The sequence below is a fragment of the Pseudomonas sp. GW821-FHT03A09 genome, from assembly GCF_059421065.1.
Genome location: NZ_JBWKUX010000015.1, coordinates 136,329 through 159,121, shown reverse-complemented (window position 1 = coordinate 159,121; position 22,793 = coordinate 136,329). Strand labels below are relative to the sequence as shown.

General features: G+C 61.1%; 22 protein-coding genes. 10 read left to right on the top strand and 12 right to left on the bottom strand.

The annotated features are described in order from the left end of the window. Positions 1-105: 105 nt before the first annotated feature. Positions 106-747 carry a TetR/AcrR family transcriptional regulator gene (locus AC07V4_RS23530; protein WP_431752800.1) on the bottom strand — a complete coding sequence of 214 codons (642 nt, stop codon included), beginning with the start codon at positions 745-747 and terminating at the stop codon, positions 106-108. Positions 748-825: 78 nt separating this feature from the next. Next, entirely contained in the window at positions 826-2,727 is a 1,902-nt protein-coding gene (gene quiC / locus AC07V4_RS23525) for a 3-dehydroshikimate dehydratase QuiC (RefSeq protein WP_492638203.1), read from the bottom strand. Between the two features lie 222 nt (positions 2,728-2,949). Between quiC and AC07V4_RS23520 the strand changes: the two genes are divergently transcribed. After that, positions 2,950-4,284 carry an MFS transporter gene (locus tag AC07V4_RS23520; RefSeq protein WP_492638204.1) on the top strand — a complete coding sequence of 445 codons (1,335 nt, stop codon included), beginning with the start codon at positions 2,950-2,952 and terminating at the stop codon, positions 4,282-4,284. A gap of 13 nt (positions 4,285-4,297) precedes the next feature. Here the strand turns inward: AC07V4_RS23520 and AC07V4_RS23515 are convergent, their stop codons facing one another. Further along, positions 4,298-5,176, bottom strand: coding sequence for a DMT family transporter (locus AC07V4_RS23515; protein ID WP_492638205.1), 879 nt, complete (start codon positions 5,174-5,176; stop codon positions 4,298-4,300). A 185-nt stretch (positions 5,177-5,361) separates the two neighbouring features. Here AC07V4_RS23515 and AC07V4_RS23510 point away from each other — a divergent pair, with 185 nt between their 5' ends. Genes AC07V4_RS23510 through AC07V4_RS23500 form a run of 3 tightly spaced genes read left to right on the top strand, consistent with a single transcriptional unit; the run spans position 5,362 to position 7,709 of the window. Continuing rightward, a complete protein-coding gene (locus AC07V4_RS23510; protein ID WP_431752804.1) occupies positions 5,362-5,778 on the top strand; it encodes a membrane lipoprotein lipid attachment site-containing protein in 417 nt (138 codons plus the stop codon). A gap of 53 nt (positions 5,779-5,831) precedes the next feature. Then, the gene (ypfJ, locus tag AC07V4_RS23505) at positions 5,832-6,722 is read left to right on the top strand and encodes a KPN_02809 family neutral zinc metallopeptidase (protein WP_492638206.1); all 891 of its coding nucleotides are present in this window, start codon (positions 5,832-5,834) and stop codon (positions 6,720-6,722) included. Next, positions 6,723-7,709 carry an alpha/beta hydrolase gene (locus AC07V4_RS23500; RefSeq protein ID WP_492638207.1) on the top strand — a complete coding sequence of 329 codons (987 nt, stop codon included), beginning with the start codon at positions 6,723-6,725 and terminating at the stop codon, positions 7,707-7,709. Between the two features lie 135 nt (positions 7,710-7,844). Here AC07V4_RS23500 and AC07V4_RS23495 read toward each other — a convergent pair whose 3' ends face one another. Genes AC07V4_RS23495 through AC07V4_RS23485 form a run of 3 tightly spaced genes read right to left on the bottom strand, consistent with a single transcriptional unit; the run spans position 7,845 to position 9,906 of the window. Beyond that, the gene (locus AC07V4_RS23495) at positions 7,845-8,432 is read right to left on the bottom strand and encodes an HAD family hydrolase (protein ID WP_492638208.1); all 588 of its coding nucleotides are present in this window, start codon (positions 8,430-8,432) and stop codon (positions 7,845-7,847) included. Next, positions 8,429-9,298, bottom strand: coding sequence for an acyl-CoA thioesterase II (tesB, locus tag AC07V4_RS23490; RefSeq protein WP_431750410.1), 870 nt, complete (start codon positions 9,296-9,298; stop codon positions 8,429-8,431). The genes AC07V4_RS23495 and tesB overlap by 4 nt, the downstream gene beginning before the upstream one ends. 38 nt (positions 9,299-9,336) lie before the next feature. Beyond that, a complete protein-coding gene (locus AC07V4_RS23485; RefSeq protein ID WP_431750409.1) occupies positions 9,337-9,906 on the bottom strand; it encodes a GNAT family N-acetyltransferase in 570 nt (189 codons plus the stop codon). A gap of 76 nt (positions 9,907-9,982) precedes the next feature. On the opposite strand from AC07V4_RS23485, the gene AC07V4_RS23480 reads away from it, so the two are divergent. Further along, the gene (locus AC07V4_RS23480) at positions 9,983-10,903 is read left to right on the top strand and encodes a histone deacetylase family protein (protein WP_492638209.1); all 921 of its coding nucleotides are present in this window, start codon (positions 9,983-9,985) and stop codon (positions 10,901-10,903) included. Between the two features lie 171 nt (positions 10,904-11,074). Further along, on the top strand, positions 11,075-12,301 hold the full coding sequence (locus AC07V4_RS23475; RefSeq protein WP_492638210.1) for a TIGR03862 family flavoprotein: 1,227 nt from the start codon (positions 11,075-11,077) through the stop codon (positions 12,299-12,301). 123 nt (positions 12,302-12,424) lie between these two features. On the opposite strand, the gene rhlE1 is transcribed toward AC07V4_RS23475, so the two are convergent. Next, entirely contained in the window at positions 12,425-13,759 is a 1,335-nt protein-coding gene (gene rhlE1, locus AC07V4_RS23470) for an RNA helicase RhlE1 (RefSeq protein ID WP_492638211.1), read from the bottom strand. Positions 13,760-13,807: 48 nt separating this feature from the next. Continuing rightward, on the bottom strand, positions 13,808-14,704 hold the full coding sequence (yedA, locus tag AC07V4_RS23465) for a drug/metabolite exporter YedA (RefSeq protein WP_492638212.1): 897 nt from the start codon (positions 14,702-14,704) through the stop codon (positions 13,808-13,810). 160 nt (positions 14,705-14,864) lie between these two features. Between yedA and AC07V4_RS23460 the strand changes: the two genes are divergently transcribed. Then, positions 14,865-15,326 (top strand): Lrp/AsnC family transcriptional regulator, encoded by a 462-nt coding sequence (locus tag AC07V4_RS23460; protein ID WP_492638213.1) that lies wholly within the window; start codon positions 14,865-14,867, stop codon positions 15,324-15,326. A 159-nt stretch (positions 15,327-15,485) separates the two neighbouring features. Here the strand turns inward: AC07V4_RS23460 and AC07V4_RS23455 are convergent, their stop codons facing one another. The 3 genes from AC07V4_RS23455 to AC07V4_RS23445 form a co-directional block, all read right to left on the bottom strand. Continuing rightward, complete coding sequence (locus AC07V4_RS23455; protein WP_492638214.1) at positions 15,486-16,097, bottom strand: 3'-5' exonuclease; 612 nt, start codon at positions 16,095-16,097, stop codon at positions 15,486-15,488. A gap of 25 nt (positions 16,098-16,122) precedes the next feature. After that, a complete protein-coding gene (locus tag AC07V4_RS23450) occupies positions 16,123-16,599 on the bottom strand; it encodes a LabA-like NYN domain-containing protein (RefSeq protein ID WP_431749116.1) in 477 nt (158 codons plus the stop codon). A gap of 128 nt (positions 16,600-16,727) precedes the next feature. Then, entirely contained in the window at positions 16,728-17,492 is a 765-nt protein-coding gene (locus tag AC07V4_RS23445) for a DUF2076 domain-containing protein (protein ID WP_492638215.1), read from the bottom strand. A gap of 180 nt (positions 17,493-17,672) precedes the next feature. Between AC07V4_RS23445 and AC07V4_RS23440 the strand changes: the two genes are divergently transcribed. Together AC07V4_RS23440 and AC07V4_RS23435 are read left to right on the top strand one after the other, a co-directional pair. After that, entirely contained in the window at positions 17,673-18,332 is a 660-nt protein-coding gene (locus tag AC07V4_RS23440; protein WP_492638216.1) for a DUF7847 domain-containing protein, read from the top strand. A gap of 41 nt (positions 18,333-18,373) precedes the next feature. Continuing rightward, entirely contained in the window at positions 18,374-19,462 is a 1,089-nt protein-coding gene (locus AC07V4_RS23435) for an endonuclease/exonuclease/phosphatase family protein (protein ID WP_492638217.1), read from the top strand. 139 nt (positions 19,463-19,601) lie between these two features. On the opposite strand, the gene hrpB is transcribed toward AC07V4_RS23435, so the two are convergent. Continuing rightward, complete coding sequence (hrpB, locus tag AC07V4_RS23430) at positions 19,602-22,109, bottom strand: ATP-dependent helicase HrpB (RefSeq protein ID WP_492638218.1); 2,508 nt, start codon at positions 22,107-22,109, stop codon at positions 19,602-19,604. 252 nt (positions 22,110-22,361) lie between these two features. On the opposite strand from hrpB, the gene pmcY reads away from it, so the two are divergent. After that, the gene (pmcY, locus tag AC07V4_RS23425) at positions 22,362-22,781 is read left to right on the top strand and encodes a periplasmic Zn2+ metallochaperone PmcY (RefSeq protein ID WP_431753555.1); all 420 of its coding nucleotides are present in this window, start codon (positions 22,362-22,364) and stop codon (positions 22,779-22,781) included. Positions 22,782-22,793: the final 12 nt, after the last annotated feature.

Genomic DNA, 22,793 nt, shown 5'->3' with positions numbered 1-22,793 from the left:
CGCGAATGCGGTGGATCAGTCACAACATCTTTGGCTGACACACCGCATTCGCGAGCAAGCCCGCTCCCACAATAGATGGCATTTCAACTTGAGCGTCTTGGGTACTCAAGCCTGCAGGTAACGCATCACCGAATCACAAATCATCTCGCGGTGCCGCTGTTTAACTGCCTCATCCGACAGCTCTATCTGAAAAATCTCACTGAAGGTATGGCGGTTGGACACCCGGTAAAAGCTGAACGAGTTGATCAGCAGGTGCACGTCCAACGGCTCCAGCCCCTCGCGAAACAGCCCCATTTCGGCACCCCGGCGCAGAGTGGCGCCGAGCGCTTCGAGGATGTTGCTGTTCATCGCCTTGATCGAATCCGAACGCTTCACGTACTCGGCGTTGTGGATATTCTCGATACTGACGATGCGCACGAAATCCACGTTCTGGTCATGGTGATCGAAGGTGAACTCCACCAGCCGCCGGATCGCTTCACGCGGCTCAAGCTCAGTGAGGTTCATGCGGGTTTCAGTGTTGCGAATGTCGCCGTAGAGCTTCTCCAGCACCTCGACGTATAACTGCTCCTTACTGCCGAAGTAGTAATAAATCATTCGTTTGGAGGTGTGGATGCGCTCGGCAATCGCATCCACGCGAGCGCCGGAAAGGCCCTGCTGAACAAACTCGACGATGGCTTCCTGAAGGATGTTTTCGCGGGTCTTTTCCGGATTGTTCTTGCGACTCTTGCGCGGTGCTTCGGAGGTCATGGTGCGCTCACGGCCAGTGTTATGCAGGCAGTGATTATGGGCTGCGCCGCCCGCCGAAGGAAGCACCCGCACCCGCCGTTATAAACGCGCCTGGCGCGCTGCACCGCTGCGGGATTTGGCCATGGCCGCCAGACGCACCGCCACGTTGGCCGCACCGTAACCGGCATAGCCGTTCTTGCGCTGGATGATCTCGAAGAAAAACCGCCCTTCGAATGGCTCGGTGTACACGTGAAACAGCTCACCCCCCTGGGCGTCGCGATCGTACAGCACGTTGTAGTACGCCAGTTCGCTGAGGAACTCGTCGTCGAAATCAAACCGCGCCGCCAGGTCGTCGTAATAGTTGAGTGGAATATCCAGCAGCGGCACACCGGCAGCCTTGGCCCGGCTCACCTCGGCGAAAATATCCGCACAGTCGAAGGCGATGTGGTGCACACCCGAGCCGCGATAGCTCGATAGCGCGTGGGAAATCGCCGTATTGCGGTTCTCGGAAATATTCAGCGGCAGGCGGATCGAGCTGCAACGGCTACGCAACGCGCGGCTTTTCACCAGCCCGTAAGGGTCGGGTAGCACCACCTCGTCATCGGCTTCGAAATCCAGCAGGCTCTTATAGAACAGCACCCAACTGTCGAGGCTGTCGGCCGGCAAGGCCATGGCCATGTGGTCGATGCGCAGCAGGCCGCCGCTGGCGGTGGGGGCCGGTTGCAGATTGAAATCGGTGTCGTACAGCGCACGTTCGGAAGGGTCCACCAGATAAATCAGGCTGCCGTCCGGGGCGCGTACCGCCGCCAGCTCCAGTTCGTTCGGGCCGACCAGGCCGCGATAAGGCTGGCCCTTGTAGGCCACCGCCCGCTCCAGCGCCTTCGCACTGTCCTTGACCCGAACCGCCGTGGCGCACAACGACGGCCCATGGGACTCGAAAAAGTTATGGGCGAAGGAATAAGGTTCGCAATTGAGGATCAGGTTGATATCCCCCTGGCGCAGCAGGCTCACGCTCTTGGAGCGGTGCTGCCCGGCCTTGACGAACCCCAGGCGCTCCAGCCATTGGGTGAGCCGGGCACCGAGGTTTTCATCCACGGCAAACTCCAGGAACTCGATACCGTCGTATTCACTGGCGGCGGGTGTATCAAACAGGATGTCGACCGGTTGGGCAGGCGCTTGCTGCTTCAATCGCTCGCGGGTTTTCTCTTCCAGGTACAGCAGCGAGCGCAAACCGTCCGCCGCATTGGCCCGGGTGGGAGCGGCGCGGAAGCCATCGTTGAAAATCTCCAGGGACAACGGCCCGGTGTAACCACTCTGGATGATCGGCGCCAGGAAACCCGCCAAGTCGAATTCGCCCTGCCCGGGGAAGCAACGGAAATGTCGGCTCCACTCCAAGACGTCCATGGCCAGGATCGGCGCGTCAGCCATTTGCACAAAGAAGATCTTGTCGCCGGGGATCTGGGCGATGGCGCTCGGATCGCCCTTGAGCGACAGCGTGTGGAAGCTGTCGAGCAACACGCCCAGGCTCGGGTGGTCGACTTGGCGCACCAGGTTCCACACCTGCTGCCAGGTGTTCACATGCTTGCCCCAGGCCAATGCTTCATAGCCGATGCGCAGACCACGGCGACCGGCGTGTTCCGCCAGCAGGCTGAGGTCATCGAGCAAAATGCGTTCATCGCCCACGGAATCGGCCGAAGCGTTACTGCACACCAATACCAAGTCAGTGCCCAGTTCCTGCATCAAATCGAACTTGCGTTCGGCCCTCTCCAGGTTGCGCGCCAGGCGGTCGCGGCGGCAGCCTTCGAAGTCGCGAAAGGGCTGGAACAAGGTGATGGCAATGCCGAGGTCGGCACACATCTGCCTAACTTCCCGGGGGCTGCCATCGTAATACAACAAGTCATTCTCGAAGATCTCGACCCCGTCAAACCCGGCGGCGGCGATGGCTTCGAGCTTTTCCGGCAGGGTGCCGCTCAAGGAAACGGTGGCAATGGAACGTTGCATGGGCGACTCCCGGCAATTGTTGTTTGTGGCAAATTATTCGCCCCCTGCCGACACGCAGCAATTAAAATGTACGAACCAGTTAGTTTTTGGTGCGATTATCGAACACTAAGCCCCTTTGGCGAATTGACGATTTTTTAGCCGCTGCGCACCATCGATCACGCAGCTACACCCGAAAAGAAGCCCAGAACACACCATAAAAATTTCAAAAACGGGTACGACCTCATGCCTTTGCAAAATTCCGCCCTGGCCGCGAGCCCGGGCAACCCGCACGCCGGCATCGGCGACAAGATCCGCGGCGCCCTGGCCGTGGGTAAAACCCGCTGGGGCATGCTGGCCCTGGTGTTCTTCGCCACCACCCTCAACTACATCGACCGCGCCGCCCTGGGCGTGATGCAACCGATCCTGGCTAAAGAGATGAGCTGGACGGCGATGGACTACGCCAACATCAACTTCTGGTTCCAGGTGGGCTATGCGATTGGTTTTGTACTGCAAGGCCGACTGATCGACCGCATCGGCGTCAAGCGCGTGTTCTTCTGCGCGGTCTTGCTATGGAGCGTGGCTACCGGCGCCCATGGCCTCGCCACCTCGGCGGTCGGCTTTATGGTGTGCCGCTTTATCCTCGGGTTGACCGAAGCCGCCAACTATCCGGCCTGCGTCAAGACCACACGTTTGTGGTTCCCGGCGGGTGAGCGTGCAGTGGCCACCGGTATCTTCAACGCCGGCACCAACGTAGGAGCGATGGTGACGCCGATGTTGCTGCCACTGACCCTGCATGTGTGGGGCTGGCAGGCGGCGTTTTTGTGCATGTCGGCACTCGGCGGGATCTGGCTGGTGCTCTGGGGTTTGAAGTACTACAACCCGGAAGACCACCCCACCGTTAAACAATCCGAACTGGACTACGTGCAACAGGAAGTCGAACCGGAACAACCCCGCGTGCCCTTCAGCCGTATCCTGCGCATGCGCGGCACCTGGGCCTTCGCCCTCGCCTACTCGATGACCGCGCCGGTGTTCTGGTTCTACCTGTACTGGCTGCCACCGTTCCTGAATCAGCAATACAACCTGGGCATCAACGTGACCCAGATGGGCATCCCGCTGATCATCATTTACCTCACCGCCGACTTCGGCAGTGTTGGCGGGGGCATTTTGTCGTCGTTCCTGATCGGTCGCGGCATGAACTCGATCAAGGCGCGGCTGCTGTCGATGCTGCTGTTTGCCTGCTGCATCGTCGGCGTGATCATGGCGGCCGGTTCCAGCCAGTTGTGGGTCGCGGTGTTTGCCATCTCCCTGGCTATCGGCGCGCACCAGGCCTGGACGGCCAACATCTGGAGCCTGGTGATGGACTACACACCCAAGCACATGATGAGCACGGTGTTCGGTTTCGGCGGCATGTGCGCGGCCATCGGTGGCATGTTCATGACCCAGATCGTCGGGCACATCCTCACGGTCACCCATAACAACTACACCGTGTTGTTCACCCTGATCCCGGCGATGTACTTCATTGCCCTGATCTGGATGTACTTCATGGCGCCGCGCAAGATCCCTACCGTAAACGTCTGAGCTACCCCCTGAGCTATCTGCGCCGCTGCTGCCAGGCAGCGGCCAACCCGCTCATGCAGATCACCCCGATACCGACCACCGTGGTCAGGTCCGGGGTGTGATGGAACACCAGCCAGCCCAACAACCCTGCAAACACGATCTGGCAATAGCCGAACGGCGCCAGCAAGGCCGGTGCCGCGAAGCGGAAGGCCTGGGTCAACAGCAGGTGTGCCGTCATCCCGCAGGTGCCCAGCGCCAGCATCAGCACGGCGTGCCACAGCGTGGGGATTTGCCAGAAGAACGGCACCATCGCACTCATCACCAAGGTATTGCACAGACCGGCGAAGAAATTACTGGTGGTCGGTGTGTCGTATTGGCTAAGGATGCGCGTAAGCAGTTGGTAGAAGCAGAAGAACAGCGCCGAACACAGCGGCAGCAGCACTGCAGGTGTAAACAGTTCGCCACCCGGATGGATGATGATCAGCACGCCGACAAACCCGCAGATCACCGCCAGCCATTGGCCCCGCGTGACATGTTCGCCAAGCAAGGGCACCGACAACGCCGTCACCAGGATCGGCGCGAGGAAGTTCACCGCCGTGGCCTCCGCCAACGGGATGTAATGCAATGCCGCGGTGAAAAACAGGCTGGTGCCCAATAGGCACAAAGCGCGTACCACCTGCATTCCCGGCCGCTTGCTGCGCAGCACCCGCAAGCCCGATTGCGGCAGGAAGATCCCGGCCATCAACAGGGTGTGCACCAGGTAACGCGCCCATACCACCATCACGATCGGATAGAACCCGGCCAGGTATTTGGACAAGGCGTCATGGCTGGAAAACAGAAACGTCGCCACCACAATCAGCAAAATGCCTTTGAAGGGATGGTTGACGCCGGAGAGGGGGGTGCTGACAGTCATTGAATTCTCTTGCATGGCGGGCTGAACGCGAATGCACTCAACCCGGTAATCTAGCAGCCGGTCCTGCGTCTGCCCCAAGAGCATAACCAAACACCGTGCGAACAGCGCACTAAATCACCGCATTCGAGTCCAACGCTGCACGTTCGCCTACGTGTTGCACACTTTTTAACCAAGGCCTTGTCGTTATGAAAAAAACACTCTTTGTCCTGTCTGCCCTTGCCCTGCTCACCGCCTGCAATAAAGAGGAAAAACCAGCGCCCAAGCCCGCACCACCATCGGTACAGGCCACGCTGGTGCCAGCAACGCCCCCCACCGACAAATGGGTCGGCAAGTGGATCGGCGTCGAAGGCCTTAACCTCACCATCGCCAAGGACGACAGCATCGGCCGCGGTCACTACCTCCTGACCATGAAGTACGGCCTGGATGCCGACGACGCGGGCACCTTCCAAGGTGAAGCCAACGAAGACGGCATCGCCTTTACCCGCCCGGACGGCCCGCAGCAGTTGAGCGCCGGCAACGGTGAAGCCACCGGCCTGAAATGGTTGGCGGATAAAAAGGACTGCCTGATTGTCGATACCGGCGAAGGTTATTGCCGCGATTAACGGCCATACTATTTCCCAATTAATGTAGGACCGTTCATCGAGAGGATTGCCCCATGCTATGGAAAAAAGGCCGACGCAGCGACAACGTGGTAGATGCCCGCGATGACAGTGGCGGCGGTGGTGGTGGAGGCATGCGCTTTGGTGGCGGCAAGGGCCTGAGCCTCACAGCCATTGTGTTGATCGTCGGCATTGGCTGGCTGACCGGCCAGGACCCGCTGCAGATTCTCGGCCAATTGACCGGCCAGATGGAACAAGCGCCCTCGGTGAGTACGCAAACTCGCCAGACGCCACCGGCCAACGACCAACAGGCTGATTTCGTGCGCGCTGTCCTGGGGGACACGGAAGACACCTGGGGCCAGGTGTTCAAGGAAAATGGCCTGGTCTACAAGAACCCCAAGCTGATTCTGTTCCGTGGCCGGGTCAACTCCGCCTGCGGTAGCGCCACCTCGGCCAGCGGCCCGTTCTATTGCCCGGCCGACCAGCAAGTGTATCTGGACCTGGATTTCTTCCGCGAAATGTCACAACGCTTCCAGGCCGCCGGCGAGTTCGCCCAGGCGTATGTGATTGCCCACGAAGTCGGGCACCACGTGCAAACACTGCTGGGCATTTCGGCCAAGATCGATGCTGCGCGTCAGCAAGGCCGGCAGATGCAAGGCGACGGCGGCCTGCTGGTACGCCAGGAACTGCAAGCCGACTGCTTCGCGGGCGTGTGGGCCAACCGTGCGCAGAAGCGCCTGAACTGGCTGGAGCCCGGCGACATTGAAGCCGCACTGAATGCGGCCAACGCCATTGGCGATGACCGTTTGCAGCAACAGGGTCAAGGGCGCGTCGTGCCGGACTCGTTTACCCACGGCACCTCGGCACAGCGGGTTCGCTGGTTCAAGACTGGCTTCGCCGAAGGCCAAATCACTCAATGCGATACCTTCACCGCCAAGAGCCTCTAAATGAATAAACGATTGGGTCTACTGCTGGGCTTGATGCTTACCTGTTCCGCGACTGCTTGGGCTGCCGAGAAAGAGCATGGCGTCAAAGTGGTCAGTCCTGATCGTTTTCACTTGGATGCCGGCGACCTCAGCCTGGGGCTGAGCCAGGACTGGCGCCAGCCACTGCCCAACGTCACTCGTGCGCTGATCATCGTCCACGGTCGTCTGCGCAACGCACAGACCTACCTGCAAAGCGGCGAAGATGCCGCCGCGCAGGCCGGCGTTGCCGCCGATACCCTGGTGATCGCGCCGCAATTCCTCAACGAGCTGGACGTGAAGCGCAACCACCTGGGCAATCAGGTACTGCGTTGGAAGGGTAACGACTGGATGGCCGGTGAGCCCTCCACCGGCCCGGGCCAACTCAGCTCCTACGGCGCGCTGGACCAGATCATCAAGCACCTGGGCAACCGCCAGCTGTTCCCGGCCTTGAAAGAAATCGTGGTGGCCGGCCATTCCGGCGGCGGCCAGGTGGTGCAGCGTTTCGCCCTGACTGGCCACGATCACCCGCTGTTGCAAACCGAAGGCATCAGCCTGCATTACGTGGTGGCCAACCCATCGTCCTACGCTTATTTCAGCCCGCAGCGTCCGGTGAAGTTCGATGTGGCCAGTTGCCCTGGTTTCAATGATTGGAAGTACGGCATGCAGAACCTGCCGGCCTACGCCAAGGGCCAGGACGCCGAGCAGCTTGAGCAGGCCTACGTGTCACGTCACATCACCTACCTGCTAGGCCAGCAGGACACCGACCCGAACCACCCCGCGCTGGATAAAAGCTGCGAAGCCGAGACCCAGGGCGCGTACCGATTGATTCGTGGGCATAACTACTTTGATTACCTCAAGCAACGTCATCCGCAACTGAGCCACAAGCTGGTGGAAGTGCCAGGGGTTGGGCATGACGGGGATAAGATGTTTACGTCGTCTGAGGGGCAGAAAGTGTTGTTCTCAGAGTAATCCCCGAAGAAAAACCCAATCAAACATGTGGGAGCTGGCTTGCCTGCGATTGCGGCGGGTCAGCTACAAACGGATCAACTGACAGCCCGATATCGCAGGCAAGCCAGCTCCCACATTGGATATTCCTTGTTTGGGCTAGATCATCCGGCGCAACGCCGCGCAATCCTCGGCATGCCAATCCGCCAATTCCGGCCACGGATTCTCTGGCAAGTTAACCAACACCGTCCGGGTCCCCGCGGCCCGGCCGCAATCCAGGTCAAAGCGGTAATCCCCCACCATCACCATCTCGCTCGGCGAAACGTCCCAGGCTGCGGCCAATTTCAACAGGCCATCCGGATTAGGCTTAGGCAGCGCATCATCCCGTCCCAGCACATCCTCAATGGCAAAGCAGTCCGCCAAGCCAATCGCTTCCAGAGTGATATGCGCCAACTCCCGCGCATTGCGGGTCAGGATGCCCAGGCGATAACCGCGCCCGGCCAGCTCCCGTACCAGTTCCACTGCACCATCGGCGGCAATGGAGCCCACCGCCAGTTCGCGTTCATGCTCCAGCAACCAGGCGTGCTTGGCTGCTGCAATCTCCTTGGGCAAGGCCGCCAGGTGGGTGAGGATGTCGTCCTCCGGCGGAATTTCCAGGGCCACGCGAATCGCCGCAAAATCATGCACGGCCACCGTGAGGGTGCCGTCCATGTCGAATACCCAATGTTTGATCTGGGCCAGGCTCATGCCCAATCCTTGCGATGGCGAATCAAGCCTTCCTGGGTCACCGAGGCCACCAGTTGCCCGGCACGGTTGTACACGCTGCCACGAGAGAAGCCACGGGAGTTACCGGCCCATGGGCTGTCCATGGCGTAAAGCAGCCAGTCATCGGCACGCAGGTCGGCGTGGAACCACAGCGCGTGGTCAAGGCTGGCGACCTGCATGTCTTTCTGCCACACGGTTTTGCCATGGGGCAGCAGCGAGGTGGTCAGCAAACCGAAGTCCGAGGCGTAGGCCAGCAGGTATTTGTGCAGCGCCGGCGAGTCGGCCAGTGCGCCATCGGCGCGAAACCACACGTACTTGACCGGGTCGGACGGCTGCGGGTTGAACGGATCTTTTTCGGTGACCGGGCGCACTTCGATCGGCTTGGGGCACAGCAGCTTGTCGCGCATGTGCTCGGGAATCAGGTGCGCGCGCTGCTGGGTCAGCTCCAGTTCGGACGGCAGGTTTTCCGGGCCGACCACGACAGGCATGGTGCTCTGGTGCGCAAAACCCTCTTCGTCGTATTGGAACGAGGCGCTGCAGGTGAAGATCGGATTGCCCTTCTGAATCGCGGTGACGCGGCGCGTACTAAAACTGCCACCATCACGCACACGGTCCACCGAGTACACCACGGGCAATGCCGCGTCGCCCGGGCGCAGGAAGTAACCGTGCAAGGAATGCACATGCCGCGCTTCTTCTACGGTCTGGCTGGCCGCCGACAGCGATTGGCCGAGTACCTGGCCGCCGAACAGTTGACGAAAGCCCAGGTCCTGGCTGCGGCCACGAAAGAGGTTTTCCTCGATCGGCTCCAGGGTCAGCAGGTCCACCAGATCTTCCAATACTTGGCTCATAGAGCAACTCCTACAATCAATAGGGCATTCCGGTCTGCTTATCCGTGCAGCGTGTCCAACCATTGGGCGCGGGTGATGCGGTACAAAACATGATGGCGCAGCGGGTCATCGGCTGCGACCTTGGGGTGTTCAAAATCTGCCTGGGGATCGTAATGCATACCGATGGCCTGCATGACTTTTTGTGAGGGCAGATTCGACTCAGTGGTGAAGGCCAGGATCTCATCCAGCTGCAAGCGGTCGAAGCCACAACGCAAGGCGGTCCACGCTGCTTCGCTGGCATAACCCAAGCCCCAATGCTCGCGGGCCAGGCGCCAGCCGATTTCCACGGCCGGGGTAAAGCCCGCCTCGAAATTGACATTCTGCAGCCCGGTCAGGCCGATAAATTCGCGAGTGTCTTTGCGCTGCAAAGCCCAAAAGCCAAAGCCATATTCGGCAAAGTGCCCACGAATCCGCCCGATCAACGCAGCGCTCTCCAGGTGGCTCAATTTGGCCGGGAAATAGCGCATCACCTGCGGGTCGGCGCACATGCGCGCAAATTCCGGCAGATCGCTGTCGCGCCATTGGCGCAGCACCAAGCGTGCACTTTCCAATTCCAGTATCGGCTCCATGGGTCCCCCTCCCTTGCCATGTGCGTGAGTGTACAACGCAGGTAAGATGCGTCGCAGGTTCCCGTCAGAAAATCCCATGCCCCTGCCATTGATCTATCACGATGACTACAGCCCCGAGTTCCCGGCGGACCACCGGTTCCCCATGGACAAGTTCCGCCTGCTGCGTGATCACCTGGTGGACAGTGGCCTGACCGAGGACAGCCAACTGCTGCGCCCATCACTGTGCCCACCAGAGATTCTGGCCCTGGCCCATGACCGTGGGTATATCGAGCGCTACATGGGCGGCGAGTTGTCCCGTGAAGACCAACGGCGCCTCGGCCTGCCCTGGAACGAAGCCCTGGCCCGCCGAACCGTGCGCGCGGTCGGCGGTTCGATCCTCGCGGCGGAGCAGGCGCTGGAACACGGGCTGGCCTGCCACTTGGCTGGCGGCACCCATCACGCCCACTACGATTACCCGGCGGGCTTTTGCATCTTCAATGACCTGGCGGTGATCAGCCATTACCTGCTGGCCAGCGGTCGGGTCAGCCGCGTGCTGATCTTCGACTGTGATGTGCATCAGGGCGACGGCACCGCGCGCATCCTCCACGACACACCGGAGGCAATCACGGTATCGCTGCACTGCGAAAAGAACTTCCCGGCGCGCAAGGCCCAAAGCGACTGGGACATCCCGCTGCCCATGGGCATGGGTGATGCCGATTACCTCAAGGTGGTGGACGACACGCTCAACTACCTGTTGCCCCTCTACCAACCGGACCTGGTGCTGTACGACGCCGGCGTTGATGTGCACAAGGACGACGCCCTCGGTTACCTCAAACTGACAGACGAAGGCGTGGCCGCCCGTGACGAAAGCGTGATGCGCCACTGCCTGAGCCGTGACATTCCAGTGATGGGCGTCATCGGCGGCGGCTACAGCAAAGACCGCCCCGCCCTGGCTCGTCGCCACGGCATCTTGCATCACAGCGCCCAACGGGTGTGGGCGTCATCAGGTTGTCATTGAGTTATGGGCGTTACCCACAATGCCTGTGGAACCACCTGTGGATAAGTTGAGCGTAAGCGTCTGAGAGCTAGCATCCGCAAGGCTTGTAGGAGACTGTACGTTTTTTGATCAGGCGTTTGCGCTGTCGTCGGGTAGAATGCTCGGCCTATTCACGCGACCGTAGCCTTGTCCATGCCCGATACCTCTTCCCAACACGTCATCATTATCGGCGGCGGCCCTGCCGGGCTGATGGCCGCCGAAGTCTTGAGCCAGGCGGGCGTACGGGTCGACCTGTATGACGGCATGCCGTCGGTGGGGCGCAAGTTCCTGCTGGCAGGTGTCGGCGGTATGAACATCACCCATTCGGAAGCGTACCCGGCGTTCCTGTCGCGTTATGCCGAACGGGCGCCGCAGATGGCGCCATTGCTGCGGGCGTTTGGTGCGGAGGCACTGTGCGAGTGGATTCATGGCCTGGGCATCGAGACGTTTGTCGGCACCTCAGGCCGCGTCTTTCCTACGGACATGAAAGCCGCCCCGCTGCTGCGTGCCTGGCTCAAGCGCCTGCGGGACCAAGGCGTGGTTATCCACACCCGGCATCGGTGGGTGGGGTGGGCTACCGACGGTGGATTACTTATCCACAGCCCGGAAGGTGAAAAAACTGTCCACAGCGATGCGGTGCTGCTGGCGCTCGGCGGCGGCAGTTGGTCGCGCCTGGGCTCGGACGGTACTTGGCTCAAGTCGCTGGAAGGCAAAGGCGTACCTTGCGTCCCGCTGCAGCCGAGTAATTGTGGTTTCGAAGTGTCGGCCTGGAGTGAATTGCTGGTCAGCAAATTCGCGGGGGCACCGTTGAAAAACGTCGCCATCGGGCTGGCCGACGACAAACCCCGGCTGGGGGAATGTGTCGTCACTGCCGTGGGGATCGAGGGCAGTTTGATCTACGCGCTGTCGGCACCCATTCGGGAAGCGATCAATCGCGATGGCTCGGCTACCGTGCATATCGACCTGCTGCCAAGCAAGCCGCTGGACAAAGTGCAGGCGGCCTTGGCCAAGCCGCGTGGTTCACGCTCGATGAGCAAGCATTTGCACAGTCAGTTGGGGTTGGACGGGGTGAAAGCGGCGCTATTGCGTGAGCTGACGCCGGCTGAGCACTTCAATGATCCGCTGCAATTGGCAGTGGATATCAAGGCGCTGCCGCTGACGTTGGTGAAGGCACGGCCGATGGATGAAGCGATCAGCACCGCAGGCGGCGTGCCGTTTGAGGCGTTGGATGAGCGCTTGATGCTCAAGCCATTGCCCGGGGTATTTTGTGCGGGGGAGATGCTGGATTGGGAAGCGCCAACCGGGGGGTATTTGCTGACGGGGTGTTTTGCCAGCGGCAGAGCCGCTGGGCGGGGAATGTTGGAGTGGCTTAACCGCTGAGTTTTGTAGTGATTTCAAAGCCGCCATCGGGGGCAAGCCCTCTCCCACACTTGACTGGGTTCACACGGTCAAAAATGTGGGAGGGGGCTTGCCCCCGATGAGGCCCTCAGCCACACCGCAAAGTTACTTCTTCTTACGCGGCCCGGTGTTGAAAACAGGCACTTTACGCACCGGCTTGATCGACGGCTCCGCCGGCGCCACCTCACCACTGTCGACCCACTTGCCCAGGTTGCGCTTACCGCCACCACCGGACGCTTTAGGCTTCTTCGGCTTTTTCGGTTTCTTCACCACTTGCCCGCTGGCATCGGTGTCCGGCACGCGGTGCTCAGGTTCGAAGTCCGGCTCCACCTTGCGGGTCAAGGTCTGACGCGTCAGCATCTCGATGGCCGACAGCATGTTCACTTCATCGGCACACACCAGGGAAATCGCTTCACCGGTGTTGCCCGCACGGCCGGTACGGCCGATACGGTGGATGTAATCCTCGGCCACTATCGGCAGGTCAAAGTTGACCACCAGCGGCAAGTCTTCGATATCCAAACCACGGGCCGCTACATCGGTCGCCACCAGGATCTGCACGTCGCTGGCCTTGAAGCGATCCAGCGCACGTTGGCGGGTGGCTTGCGGCTTGTCGCCATGGATGCCATCGGCATTCACGCCCAGGCCTTGCAACTTATCCACCAACGCATCCACGCCGTTACGTGTCTTGGCGAATACCAGCACCTGCTTCCAACGGCCTTTGCGCATCAGGTGTACAAACAGCTCCGGCTTGCGCTTCTTGTCCACCGGCACCACCCATTGCTTGACGGTGTTGGCGGCAACGTTGCGCGGGCTGACTTCGATGCTCAACGGGTCGTTGAGCATCTGCCCGGCCAGCAGGCGGATGTCATCGGAGAAGGTCGCGGAGAACAGCAGGGTCTGGCGCTTTTTCGGCAGCATGCGGTAGATGTTTGCCAGTTCTTCGGAGAAGCCCAGGTCGAGCATGCGGTCGGCTTCATCCAGCACCAGGGTTTGCAGCTGATTGAGTTTCAGCGCGTTCTGGCGGAACAGGTCGATCAGGCGGCCAGGGGTGGCGACCAGGATGTCGACACCCTTGCGCAACTTCATCATCTGCGGGTTGATGCTGACACCGCCGTACACCGCGTAAGTGGTCAGCGGCAGGTGCTGGGCGTACTCGGCGACGCTGGCGTGAACCTGCTCGGCCAGCTCGCGAGTCGGGCACAGGATCAGCGCACGGGCCGAGTTGGCAGCGACTTTCGGCCCTTCCATGGTCAGCAGTTGCAGAAGCGGCACGGCGAAACCGGCGGTCTTGCCGGTGCCGGTCTGGGCTGCGGCCATCAGGTCGCGACCCGCCAGCACCGCCGGAATGGCTTGCGCCTGCACCGGCGTCGGGGTCTGGTAGCCAAGCGTCTCAAGGGCGCGCAGCAAGGGTTCGATCAGGCCAAGGGTGGCGAAAGTCATGTGTTTACCGTAGGAAAAATTCAGCGCAAGGGCGTAATGCGCGGCAGTTTACCTTATTTCCGGCTTCGGCTTGCGCCACTGGGGCAAGCTGATCAGCAGCACGGCGCTGATAATCACCAGCATCGCCAGGGCTTCTTCCATGCCAATGGTCTCGCCGACGAACACGATCCCGAGCAATACCGCCACTGCCGGGTTCACATAGGCATAGCTGGTCGCCGCTGCCGGGCGCACGTGCTTGAGCAGATACATATAGGCATTGAAGGCGATGATCGAGCCGAACACAGCCAGGTAAGCCAGGGCCAACCAGCCCTCGATCGGTGGCACCGCTTGCAGACGCTCGCCGGTCAGCGCGCTGCCCACCAATAGCAAGACACCGGCGATGATCATTTCCGCCGCACTGGCCATGGCGCCCGCCGGCAATGGAAGGTGCTTGCTCCACACCGAGCCGAACGCCCAGGAAGCGGCGGCAAACAGCAGCAACATCGCACCGGTCGGGCTCGATTGCAGGTTGGAGCCCATATTGAGCATGGCAATGCCGATAATCCCCAACACCACCCCAGCCCATTCCAGACGCGTATTACGCGCGCCCCAGAAATAGCCGCACAACAAGGTGAACAACGGCACCGTCGCCACCGCCAATGCCGCCACGCCGGACGCTACCCCCGTGTGCTCGGCCACCGTCACCGCGCCATTGCCAAAGGTCAGCAGCAAAATGCCGATCTTGGCCGCCGCCTTCCACTGCACCCAGGTCGGCGCAGGCGCCCCGCGCCAGCGCAAGAAACCATACATCGCCAACCCGGCCACCAAAAAGCGAATCCCGCCCAACATCAACGGCGGCCAGTACTCCACGCCAATTCGAATCACCAGGTAGGTGGAACCCCAAATCACATACAACGCAAAAAAGGCGGCGATCAACGGTAAGGGAAAGCGACGTGGGCCAGGCATTGGGCGGCTCTATGGCAGGAGATGGGAGGCTTATTCTAAAAAGGCAGGTCGATAAACATAAGTTACAAAACCTGTTTAAAACGCCAATACACTTTTCAAAGCATGGTTATGAAGGCTATAAACCGTGCATTCGAAAGCCACGGATTCACAGAGCCTTATCATGGACAAATACGACAGAATGCTCCTCAGCGCCCTGCTCGAAGACGGCCGCGCCTCCTTTGCGCAACTGGCCCGCACGGTGAACCTCTCTGCCCCCGCCGTGGCCGAGCGCGTGGCCAAGCTGGAGGCCAGCGGTGTGATCACCGGGTATCAGGCCAAGGTGGATCTGTCCAAGGTGGGGTTGCCGATTCAGTGCGTGATTGAACTGCGGCTGACCAATCACGGTAGCCAGAAGGTGTACGACGCCTTGGCGGAAATCCCCGAACTGACCGAATGCCACCGGGTGACCGGTGACCCGTGCGTGATCATGCAAGCAGCGGTGGGCTCGATGCCGGAGCTGGAGAACTTGATCAACCGGGTGGCGAAGTTCGGGTTCAGCAAGACCTCGATTATCTTGTCGAGTGCGATAGCGCGGCGGGTGCCGTTGGGGCAGTTGGAGGCCAATGGGAAAAGTGGTGGCTGAGCCCTCGCCAATCCTTGATGTGTGAACACATTCAAATGTGGGAGGGGGCTTGCCCCCGATTGCAGTGTGTCAGTCGGATAATTTGTATCTGACCCATCGCCATCGGGGGCAAGCCCCCTCCCACATTTTGAGCTTTGGTGTTCTTGAGGTTGCGGCGGCTTAGACGCCGCGGTGTTTCTTGAGGTGTTCGGCGATCTTGGCTGCCGGCACTTTCTGCAAGCTGCACAACAAATCATGTGACAGCTCACGCAAACCATGAGTACCGCGCAGCTCCTGGGCCAGATGCGCCGTGAGGTTGGCCGCCATTTCCGCATCCGCCATCGCCCGGTGAGCCTTGCCGGTGTGGGGCAGTTGAGCGAAGGCATTCAACGTGCCGAGCTTGTGGTTGGGCGCCGAAGGCATCAGGCGGCGTGCCAGCAGCAGTGAGCAGGCGAACTTCTGCAAGCGGGTGCGACGGATCAGGCCCAGTTCGAAGTCCCAGAACTTCTGGTCAAACGCCGCGTTGTGCGCCAGCAGCGGCGTGGTGCCGACGAATTCGTTGACTTCATTCATCACCCGCTCGGCCGGTGGCGCGCTGCGCAGCATGGCATTGCTGATGCCGGTGAGTTGTTCGATAAAACCCGGCACACGCACGCCGGCATTCATCAGGCTCTGGTAGCGGTCCACGATCTGGCCTCGTTCGAGGATGACCACCGCGATTTCCGTGGCCCGGCAGTGGCTGCTCGGGGTGATGCCGGTGGTTTCAAAGTCGATGACCGCTATACGTTCCAAACCTGTTCCAACTCCGTCTAAAGATCTATTTAAGCAACAACGCGCCTTCGATCGGCACATAACGGCTGGCGGCGCGTATCAATGAGTTGGCCGTCAGCCCGGGCACGCCATAGGCTACGGCTTCGACGCCATGCTTGTGGATAACGCGCTCGAGCAGCATGTCGAAATCACCGTCACCGGAGGCCAGCACGATTTCGTCGACGTGGTCGGCGGCATCCATGATGTCGAGGGTGATGCCCACGTCCCAGTCGCCCTTGGCCGAACCGTCGCTGCGCTGGATGTAGGGCTTGAGTTTTACCGTGAAGCCCAGGTTGCGCAGGATCTGCTGGAACTGCTGCTGCTTGCTGTCGCCGCGGTCGATGGCATAGGCATACGCCTCGACGATTTGCCCGCGAGCGCTGATGTCAGCCCACAGGGCGGCGTAGTTGAAGTGGCAACCATACGCCTGGCGCACGGTGTAATAGAGGTTTTGTACATCGGCGAACACTGCAATTTTCTTCACCGCACTTCCCCATGGTTGCCGCTTGGATGCCGGACACGATGGTCCGCAAAGCCGCCAGTATGCCAGCCACAGGAAAGTTTCCGAGAAAAATCAGCCCGGGGCGACGACGCGCCCCGGTTGAATGCGGGTCAGACGAAGGAATCGTCGTCGCCGAAAGAGGAAGAATCGTCGGAATAATCGCTATCCGCGAAACTGTCGGAGTTGTTGCTGCCCCAGCTGTCATTCCCGGCGAAGCGCCGCTCATCGTTGCCCCAGTTGCCGTTGTCACTGGCCGGCGCTGGCTCTTCGCGGATGATTTCTTCCACCACCTGCGGCTGTTGCGAGTTGTGGTTGAACAGGCTGCTGATGCCTTCGGCCAACATCACACCACCGGCCACACCGGCGGCGGTTTTCAGAGCACCGCCGAGGAAACCACTGCCAATCGGCGCGGCGGGTGCGGGTGGCGGTTGTTGATAATTCTGCTGTGGCGCAGCGTAATTTTGTTGCGGTGCGGGCTGCCCGAAAGATGGCCGCGCCGGTTCACGCCAGCCACCGCCCGATGACGCAGGGGCGCTCTGGGCCGGTTGCGGGTCACGGGAACCGCCGCCAAAGATGCTCGACAGGAAGCCGCCGCTGCTCGGGGCAGGTTGCGCCGTCTGGGAACGGGCTTGTTGCAACTCGTCCTGCAATTGCTGGATCTGCTGCGCCTGCTGCTTGTTCTGCGCGTCGAGGCTCTTGATCGCGTGTTCTTGCACCAGGATCGACTGGGTCATGTAGTACCCAGCGGCCGGTTGGCGAGTCATGTGCTCCTTGATCCGCGCTTCGGCCAGGGCGTCGCGGGGGGCTGAGTCCGTTTCGGCTTGTTGCAACCGTGAAAACAGTCCATCGATCAGGGTTTGCTCTTCGCTGTTCATGGCGACCTCGTTAGATTGCCGGTAGAAATCATGGGCCCGCCTGTCATCAAGCGGGCTACGTGCTAGTTATGGGGCTGTTACCAGACGTTTCAATAGTCTTTACGCAAGGTTTACGTTTGCTTACGTCCAGTCATGATCGGTTAAAGTGTGGGCCTTGCTTTTTGGCCTGCGATGAACCTGATGAATCCGTTAGACGTATTGCGCGACTCCTTCCGTTTCACCCAACGCAACCTGGGCGCCATCGTCCAGCTGTGCTTGCCGTTGGTGATCCTCGAAGCCCTGCTGCAACAGGTGCTGGACCACACGCTGGGCCCGGATGCATTCCCCGGTTACAGCGTGGTCGTCGGGCTGCTGGTGTATCCGCTGTACACCGGCGCCTTGATCCTGTTCCTGGATGCTCGCACTCGTGGCGAGTCACCGCGCACTAGAGATGTATGGGCCATGGCCCTGACTTTGTGGCCACGCTTCGCCCTGCTGACGGCCATGAGCACGCTGTTGATCCTGCTCGGCTTATCACTGTACTTCCTGCCAGGCCTATGGCTGATGGTGGTGCTGGCATTCGCCGAGTACCTGCTGGTGCTACGCGGCATGCCGGCGCTGGAGGCGATGAAGGAAAGTTTCCGCCTGAGCCGTGGGCATTTCTGGCGCATCCTGGTGTGCCTGCTGTGCGTGATGACGCCGCTGTGGTTGCTCAAGGGCGCCAGCGTCGCCGCTTATCCACACCCGGCGCCACTGCTGGGATTGTTGATGGACAGCGCCCACAGCTTCCTGCAACTGTTTACCAGTGTGGTGCTGTTCCGTTTGTTCATGTTGATCGGTGGCGACGCCGACGCGCGGTGATATGCTCCGTGCCTGTCCTGACACGCTGATAAGCCGAGCCGATGACCCGTTTATTGCGCATCACCCTGTTGGGCCTGCTGACCATCGCGGGCCTGCTCACCGCCCTGATCTATAGCCTGACCTGGCGCCCTGCCGACAAGGAAATCCTGCCCGTCAGCTGTGGTGCGCCCCGCGCGCCGACCCTGCTGCCGGGTCAGGCGCTCAAGGTCATGACCTGGAACGTGCAATACCTGGCCGGCAAGAACTACGTGTTCTGGTACGACACTCCCGACGGCAGCGGCCCGGACGACCGTCCCACCGTGGAAGACATGGCTTACAGCCTCGATGAAGTGGCGCGTGTCATCCGCGACGAACAACCCGACATCCTGCTGTTGCAGGAACTCGACGAAAATGCCAAACCGTCCCACTACCAAGACCAACTTGCCCTGTTGCAGGAACGCCTGGTCGACCTCTACCCCTGCAGCACCCAGGCTTTCGACTGGAAAGCCGACTTCATTCCCAACCTGCATATCTTCGGCAGTGTCGGCCGCAAGCTGGCAACCCTGAGCCGCTATCAGATTGAACACGCCGAGCGCCTGCAACTGCCGGTGTCCCCGGGCAACTTCATCAGCCGCCAATTCCAACCCAAGCCGGCGCTGCTGCTGACCTACCTGCCACTGAGCGATGGCGGCCAGTTGGCGGTGCTCAATACCCGCCTGGATGGCGATGCGCCCGGGCGTTCGGCGGTCAATGAACAGGTAAAGGCAACGGTCAAGCTGCTGGATAAGTTCGAAGGCCGTGGCACACCGTGGCTGATCGGTGGGGATTTCAACCTGCTGCCGCTGGGGCAGTTCCTGCGCCTGGATGCGAACAAGCGCGGGCAATACTCACCGGACAGCGAACTGCATCTGCTGTGGGACAAGTACCCGATGATCCCGAGCAACAGTGAATCCAGCGGCATCGACCGTGAGAAATGGCTGACGCACTTCCCTAATGACCCGAGTGTGGAGGGTCCGGATCGCACCCTGGATTATTTGTTCTACAGCCCACGGATCAAGCGGGTGGAGGCCAAAGTGCGGCAGGACGACACACTGCGCATCTCCAATCACTTGCCCGTGATCGCACGATTCCTGCTGCCCGCCGCGCAATAACCTGCACTACCACTCCCTGTGGGAACTGGCTTGTGTGGGAGCTGGCTTGCCTGCGATAGCATCGCCTCAGTGAACGAGATAGACCGACTCGTCTGTATCGCAGGCAAGCCAGCTCCCACAGTGGATCTCTCTGTCGTGGTTATTTGCGCGGTTTGATCCGCGCCGTCGCCTCGGCCACCAACGGATCATCCGGCCAATAATGCTTCGGATAACGCCCCTTCAGATCCTTCTTCACCTCGGCATAGGTACTGCGCCAGAAGTTCGCCAAGTCTTGTGTCACCTGCACCGGCCGCCGCGCCGGGGACAGCAGGTGCAACTTCACCACTTGGCGCCCACCGGCAATGCGCGGCGTATCCGCCAGCCCGAACAACTCCTGCAGGCGCACCGCCAGAATCGGCGGCTGTTCGCTGTAGTCCAAACGCACCGAAGAACCCGACGGTACCTTCACATGCTGCGGTGCCAGTTCATCCAGGCGCTGGGGCAACGGCCAGGGCAGCAGGTTGTGCAGGAAACTGGAGATATCCAGATTGGAAAAATGACTGAGCCGCGAGACCTTGCCCAAGTACGGCATCAGCCAATGTTCCAGGCTGGCGAGCAAGGCGCTGTCGCTGAGGTCGGGCCACTCGCTGGTTTTTCCGGCGTCCAGTTGACGCAGCAGCATGACGCGGGCCTGCCATTGGCGCAGTTCCGGGGTCCAGGGCAACAGCTCCAACCCCTTGCGGCGCACGAGGTTGACCAGCGCCTGGCTACGGGCGGATTCATCCAGGCCGGTCAGGGGTTCGCGGCTGAGCACCAGTTCGCCGACTTTGCGCTGGCGTTCGGCGCGCAGCACGCCTTCGCGTTCATCCCAATCCAGTTGGTCGACGTTGCGCACTTGTTCGGCGAGTACGTTATCGAACAAGGCTGCATCGAAGTCCGTCGAGAGATAGATACGCTCCTCCCGCTGGCCCTGACGGCTGCCCAGGTCGGCGATCACCAGCCAAGGCTGTTTCATCAAGCTGTCGGCCTCGGCGAACAGCGCGGCGCGGCCGTTAGCCAGACGGTATTCAGCGCCCCCCGGACGCCGTTGCTGGGCGACGCGGTCCGGGTAAGCCAGGGCCAGCAAGGCGCCAAGCCAGCGTGGGTGGTCGGGATCAGCCACCGGCTGAGTCGCCTTGCCTTTTAAATAGCTGCGATATTGCCGCGCCAGTTGCTTGGCCCGCTGCACGCCACCTTGAGAGCCACGCGCGCGCTCCTCACCGGACAACAAGGCCAAGCGACTGTGCAAATCAGCTCCACCACCGCGCAAGATATCGCGCTCGCCCAGCAGGGCTGCCACATCGCAGGCCGTGGTCGCCAACCCCAGGTCCTGCCCCCGCAGCAATAAATGGGCGATGCGCGGATGCGCTGGCAGCTCGGCCATCTTCTGGCCGTGGGCGGTCAACTTGTCCTCGTCCAAGGCGCCCAGACGCACCAACAAATCCTGAGCCTGGGCATACGCGGCGGTCGGCGGCACATCCAGCCACACCAGTTGCGCAGGCGTGACGCCCCAGCGAGCCAGTTGCAAGGCCAAACCTGCCAGGTCCGCAGCGAGGATTTCGGCGCTACCGTACGCGGCCAAGCCTTCATGCTGATCCTCGGACCACAACCGATAACACACGCCCGGCTCCAAACGCCCTGCCCGACCGGCACGCTGGGTGGCACTGGCGCGGGAAATACGCTGGGTGTCGAGGCGGGTCATGCCGCTGCCGGGATCAAAACGCGGCACACGCGCCAATCCGGCGTCGATCACCACGCGCACGCCGTCAATGGTCAGGCTGGTCTCGGCGATGTTGGTGGCCAGCACCACTTTGCGTTTGCCGACGGGGGCCGGGTCGATGGCGGCGCGTTGGGCGTTGAGGTCAAGTTCGCCGTGCAGCGGGCACAACAGGACGTCACCGCGATCACCCAGGGCGTCCGCCAGTTGCTGGTGGACCCGACGAATCTCCGCCTGCCCCGGCAGGAACACCAGCACGCTGCCGGCTTCGTCATGCAGGGCTTCGAGGATCGTTTGAACCACACGCGGCTCGATAAACTCACCGGGCTGGTAGGGCCGCCCCCAACGCGTCTGCACTGGAAACATACGACCTTCACTGCGCAGGATTGGCGCGTCATCCAGCAGGTCGGCAAGACGTTCACCCTCGAGGGTGGCGGACATCAGCAGGATTTTCAGCGGTTGCTCATCGCGAAACAGCTCGCGACCGTTGAGGCTCAGGGCCAGCGCCAGGTCGGCGTCGAGGCTGCGCTCGTGGAACTCGTCGAAAATCAGCAAGCCCACCCCATCCAGCGCCGGGTCGTCCTGCAAGCGCCGGGTGAGGATGCCTTCGGTGACCACTTCGATGCGCGTATTGGGGCCGACCTTGCTGTCCAGGCGAATGCGATAACCGACGGTGTCACCGACCTTTTCCCCCAATTCACTGGCCAGGCGTTCGGCCGCCGCGCGGGCGGCGAGACGACGGGGTTCGAGCATCAGGATGGTTTGCCCGACCAGCCACGGCTCGTTCAACAGCGCCAAGGGCACGCGGGTGGTTTTACCGGCGCCGGGCGGCGCTTCCAGCACGGCTTCATGGCGAATCGCCAAGGCGTCACGCAGGGCGGGTAAAACTTCATCAATCGGCAACGAATTCATACTGGCTCCAAAGCAGAGCGGCGAGTATAACGGCGAACTGCCGGAGGTCGGTGGTGGTCTCAGAAACGCCACCCACTTCAATTGTGAATGCAATCAAAGGTGGGAGCTGGCTTGCCTGCGAAAGCGGTGGTTCAGTTAGTAGTGTATTGGCTGGCACGCCGCCATCGCAGGCAAGCCAGCTCCCACATTGGATCGGCTTCGTTCAGCAGGTTTGGCATATAGTCACTTTTCAACTGTGTTCAGGAGAGTTTCATGCGTATCGCTTCCCGTGTCATTGGCGGTGTCCTCGCCGTCACCTTGTTGAGTCAACTGACGGCCTGCGGTTCGATCTTCTACCCGGACCGCCGTGGCCAGATCGACGGCAAGATCGACCCGGCGATTGCCGTGCTCGACGCCGTCGGCCTGCTGTTTTATGTGATCCCGGGCCTGATCGCATTCGGCGTGGACTTCGCCACCGGCGCCATCTATTTCGAGCCGGGCAAGACTGCCCAGGTTGATCCGGCGAAACTCCACGAAGCTATCGGCGCCGACGGCAAGGTCGACAACGCCAAGCTGCAAACCATCATCCAGAAAGAAACCGGCCGCAGCCTGCCGCTGGATGACCCGCGCATGATCCAGTTCAAGGGCAGCGTGCAGCAACTCGCGTCCCTCGGCCTGCAACCCGCCGCCTAAGGATTCGACCCG

Bases quoted from the DNA above. Each gene is read 5' to 3' on its own strand.
- yedA (WP_492638212.1), bottom strand. From the start codon at position 14,704: ATGCCTGGCCCACGTCGCTTTCCCTTACCGTTGATCGCCGCCTTTTTT.
- quiC (WP_492638203.1), bottom strand. From the start codon at position 2,727: ATGCAACGTTCCATTGCCACCGTTTCCTTGAGCGGCACCCTGCCGGAA.
- AC07V4_RS23480 (WP_492638209.1), top strand. From the start codon at position 9,983: ATGCCCCTGCCATTGATCTATCACGATGACTACAGCCCCGAGTTCCCG.
- AC07V4_RS23495 (WP_492638208.1), bottom strand. From the start codon at position 8,432: ATGAGCCTGGCCCAGATCAAACATTGGGTATTCGACATGGACGGCACC.
- AC07V4_RS23515 (WP_492638205.1), bottom strand. From the start codon at position 5,176: ATGACTGTCAGCACCCCCCTCTCCGGCGTCAACCATCCCTTCAAAGGC.
- pmcY (WP_431753555.1), top strand. From the start codon at position 22,362: ATGCGTATCGCTTCCCGTGTCATTGGCGGTGTCCTCGCCGTCACCTTG.
- rhlE1 (WP_492638211.1), bottom strand. From the start codon at position 13,759: ATGACTTTCGCCACCCTTGGCCTGATCGAACCCTTGCTGCGCGCCCTT.
- AC07V4_RS23435 (WP_492638217.1), top strand. From the start codon at position 18,374: ATGACCCGTTTATTGCGCATCACCCTGTTGGGCCTGCTGACCATCGCG.
- AC07V4_RS23530 (WP_431752800.1), bottom strand. From the start codon at position 747: ATGACCTCCGAAGCACCGCGCAAGAGTCGCAAGAACAATCCGGAAAAG.
- AC07V4_RS23440 (WP_492638216.1), top strand. From the start codon at position 17,673: ATGAATCCGTTAGACGTATTGCGCGACTCCTTCCGTTTCACCCAACGC.
- AC07V4_RS23460 (WP_492638213.1), top strand. From the start codon at position 14,865: ATGGACAAATACGACAGAATGCTCCTCAGCGCCCTGCTCGAAGACGGC.
- AC07V4_RS23500 (WP_492638207.1), top strand. From the start codon at position 6,723: ATGAATAAACGATTGGGTCTACTGCTGGGCTTGATGCTTACCTGTTCC.
- AC07V4_RS23520 (WP_492638204.1), top strand. From the start codon at position 2,950: ATGCCTTTGCAAAATTCCGCCCTGGCCGCGAGCCCGGGCAACCCGCAC.
- AC07V4_RS23485 (WP_431750409.1), bottom strand. From the start codon at position 9,906: ATGGAGCCGATACTGGAATTGGAAAGTGCACGCTTGGTGCTGCGCCAA.
- AC07V4_RS23475 (WP_492638210.1), top strand. From the start codon at position 11,075: ATGCCCGATACCTCTTCCCAACACGTCATCATTATCGGCGGCGGCCCT.
- tesB (WP_431750410.1), bottom strand. From the start codon at position 9,298: ATGAGCCAAGTATTGGAAGATCTGGTGGACCTGCTGACCCTGGAGCCG.
- AC07V4_RS23510 (WP_431752804.1), top strand. From the start codon at position 5,362: ATGAAAAAAACACTCTTTGTCCTGTCTGCCCTTGCCCTGCTCACCGCC.
- AC07V4_RS23445 (WP_492638215.1), bottom strand. From the start codon at position 17,492: ATGAACAGCGAAGAGCAAACCCTGATCGATGGACTGTTTTCACGGTTG.
- hrpB (WP_492638218.1), bottom strand. From the start codon at position 22,109: ATGAATTCGTTGCCGATTGATGAAGTTTTACCCGCCCTGCGTGACGCC.
- ypfJ (WP_492638206.1), top strand. From the start codon at position 5,832: ATGCTATGGAAAAAAGGCCGACGCAGCGACAACGTGGTAGATGCCCGC.